This is a genomic window from Aeromicrobium sp., from assembly GCF_025965075.1.
GTDB lineage: Bacteria > Actinomycetota > Actinomycetes > Propionibacteriales > Nocardioidaceae > Aeromicrobium.
In genome coordinates, this window is record NZ_JAOPXQ010000180.1 from 1 (window position 1) to 2,808 (window position 2,808).

4 protein-coding genes are annotated in these 2,808 nt (G+C 68.7%); 2 read left to right on the forward strand and 2 right to left on the reverse strand.

The window, feature by feature from the left end; all coding sequences use genetic code 11:
- A partial coding sequence (moeB, locus tag JWQ91_RS10985) for a molybdopterin-synthase adenylyltransferase MoeB (protein ID WP_297783645.1) occupies nucleotides 1-884 on the reverse strand: 884 nt, incomplete at its 3' end.
- A 123-nt stretch (nucleotides 885-1,007) separates the two neighbouring features.
- On the opposite strand from moeB, the gene JWQ91_RS10990 reads away from it, so the two are divergent.
- Nucleotides 1,008-1,652 carry a TetR/AcrR family transcriptional regulator gene (locus tag JWQ91_RS10990; protein WP_297783648.1) on the forward strand — a complete coding sequence of 215 codons (645 nt, stop codon included), beginning with the start codon at nucleotides 1,008-1,010 and terminating at the stop codon, nucleotides 1,650-1,652.
- Entirely contained in the window at nucleotides 1,649-1,909 is a 261-nt protein-coding gene (locus JWQ91_RS10995) for a DUF3107 domain-containing protein (RefSeq protein WP_366521377.1), read from the forward strand. Before JWQ91_RS10990 ends, JWQ91_RS10995 begins: the two co-directional genes overlap by 4 nt.
- A 94-nt stretch (nucleotides 1,910-2,003) precedes the next feature.
- Here JWQ91_RS10995 and JWQ91_RS11000 read toward each other — a convergent pair whose 3' ends face one another.
- Nucleotides 2,004-2,702, reverse strand: coding sequence for a ferritin-like fold-containing protein (locus tag JWQ91_RS11000; RefSeq protein WP_297783651.1), 699 nt, complete (start codon nucleotides 2,700-2,702; stop codon nucleotides 2,004-2,006).
- Between the last annotated feature and the right edge of the window lie 106 nt (nucleotides 2,703-2,808).

The following is a 2,808-nucleotide window of genomic DNA, read 5'->3' on the forward strand; positions in this document are numbered from 1 at the left end:
CGCTCCTTCAGCCAGCCGTCGAGGGTCGCCACCGAGATCGTCGAGTCCGCGGCCGCGTCGGCCGCCTCCTCGCTGATCGCGCCGCAGAACGCCTCGTAGTCGCTCATCAGCGCCGTGATCGGCTCGCCGGTCGGGTCGCGGCGGATGTTGAGCGTCGAGTAGCGCATCTCGAGCGCGTCGTACACCATCAGCCGGCCGATCAGCGGGTCGCCGATGCCGGTGATGAGCTTGATCGCCTCGGTCACCATGATCGAGCCGATCGAGGCGCACAGGACGCCCAGCACGCCACCCTCGGCGCACGACGGGACCATGCCCGGCGGCGGCGGCTCGGGGTAGAGGTCGCGGTACTGCGGACCCTCCTGGGCCCAGAAGACGCTGACCTGGCCCTCGAAGCGGTAGATCGAGCCCCACACGTACGGCTTGCCGAGGATCACGGCGGCGTCGTTGACCAGGTAGCGGGTCGCGAAGTTGTCGGTGCCGTCGACGATCAGGTCGTACTGGCTGAAGATCTCCAGGACGTTGTCGGTGTCGAGGCGCTCGTTGTGCACGATCGTCGTGACGTACGGGTTGGTCTCGGCGACCGAGGCGGCGGCGGACTCGGCCTTGGGCTTGTCGATGTCGGACTGGCCGTGGATGATCTGGCGCTGCAGGTTGGACTCGTCCACGACGTCGTCGTCGATGATGCCGAGCGTGCCGACGCCGGCCGCGGCCAGGTAGAGCAGCGCGGGGCTGCCCAGGCCGCCGGCGCCGATGACCAGGACCTTGGCGTTCTTGAGCCGCTTCTGGCCCGTCATCCCGACGTCAGGAATGATGAGGTGGCGGCTGTAGCGGCGCACCTCGTCGATCGTGAGCTCTGCGGCTGGTTGCACGAGTGGGGCGACCACGGGTTCTCCTCTGGTACGTACGGTGTTCGTCGGCACAACGCCGTCAATGCGTCCATTGTTCCCGCTGTCCGTCGACACCGGCTCCGCCCGTCCGCATGATGGGCGGGGCAGTAGGCTGACGTCGTGACCGAAGCGATCCCGATGCGTCCCCGCACGAGCCGTCTCCCGCGTTCAGCGCGTCGCGCACAGCTCCTGCAGGTCGCGCTGGAGGTCTTCGTCGAGCAGGGCTACCACTCGGCGTCGATGGACGAGATCGCGGAGCGCGCCGGTGTGTCCAAGCCCGTGCTCTACCAGCACTTCCCCGGCAAGCTCGACCTCTATCTCGCGCTGCTCGAGACCTCGTGCGACACCGTCATCAGCGAGGTCAAGGACGCGCTCGCGTCGACGACCGACAACCGCCGGCGGGTCCAGGCGACGATGGAGCTCTGGTACGACTACGTCGCCGACCAGGGTGCCGCGTTCCGGCTCGTGTTCGAGTCCGACCTGACCAGCGACCCCGCCGTGCGCCAGCAGGTCGACCGGGTCGTCGAGGAGTCGGCCGCGGCGATCGCCGAGGTCATCCACGAGGACACCGGCCTGCCGGGTGCCGCGTCGCACCTGCTGGCGGTCAGCCTGGTCGGGATGGGCCACGTCGGCGCCCGCAACTGGTTGTCCCAGGACTCGACCCTCACGCGTACCGAGGCCGTCCAGCTCGTCGCCGGGCTCGCCTGGCGTGGCATCGGCGGATTCCCCCGCAATGAAGACGACAACACCCAAGGAGTTGAGTGACCGTGGAGGTCAAGATCGGCGTGCAGCACGCCCCCCGAGAGCTGTCCGTGTCGACCGAGGAGCAGCCCCGCGCTGTCCTCGCGCTGCTGGACGAGGCCCTCAAGAACGGTTCGGTCTTCACCTTGACCGATGACAAGGGTCGTACTGTCGCGGTGCCGGCCGAGAAGGTCGCCTACCTCGACTTCACCTCGGACATCGGCCGCAAGGTGGGCTTCGGGCTCGCCGCCAGCGAAGCCGTCACCGCCAACTCCAAGTAGGGCGCGCGGCTCGTTCCTCGCCACTCCAACCGCTCGTTCCTCGCAGGTGCCGGGCTGCGTCCGCAGTCCGTCGCTCGCTGGGGACCCGTGGTTGCTAGGCGGCGAGGCCCAGCTTGTCCATCCGGGCGGTGTGGGCCTCGGTCAGGCGGGTGAACATCCGCCCGATCCCGGCCAGGTCCATGCCCGGGTGGTCGACGCCGCCGACCAGCACGGTGCTCAGCGCGTCCCGCTCGGCCACGACCATCTGCGCCTGGCTCAGCGCCTCGCCCATCAGCCGTCGGCCCCACAGGGCAAGACGTCCACCTACCCGGTGGTCGGCCTCGATCGCGCCCCGCACGGCGTCGACGACGAACTCCGAGTGTCCCGTCCCGCTCAGCGTGTCGAGCACCAGCGCGCGCGTGTCGGCGTCCAGGTAGGCCGCGATCTCGCGGTAGAAGTCGGCCGCCAGGCCGTCGCCGACGTACGCCTTCACGAGGCCCTCGAGCCAGTCCGACGGCGTGGTCTGGCGGTGGAAGCGCTCGAACGTCGTCGCGAACGGCTGCATCGCCTCGTAGGGGTCCTCCCCCATCTCGAGCAGACGGTCGCGGATCAGCTCGAAGTGGCCGAACTCGGCCGATGCCATCGCTGCGATCTCGACCTTGGTGCGCATGTCGGGCGACATCTTGGCATCCTCGGCGAGGCGCTCCCACGCGCTGATCTCGCCGTACGCGAGGACTCCGAGGAGCTCGATGACGCCGGTGCGATAGACCGGATCGTCGCTGGCGAAGGGGGTCGGAACGTCCTGGGTGGCCATGACTGTGCAGCGTAGCGCGTGGCGGCGCCCCGCCAGCCGTTAGACTGGGTGCGGAAATCCCACGAATCTGAAGAATTCGAGAAGACCCTGACTACGTTCAAAGATC

Excerpts from the sequence above, each read along its gene's own strand:
- JWQ91_RS11000 (WP_297783651.1), bottom strand. The coding sequence starts at position 2,702 with ATGGCCACCCAGGACGTTCCGACCCCCTTCGCCAGCGACGATCCGGTC.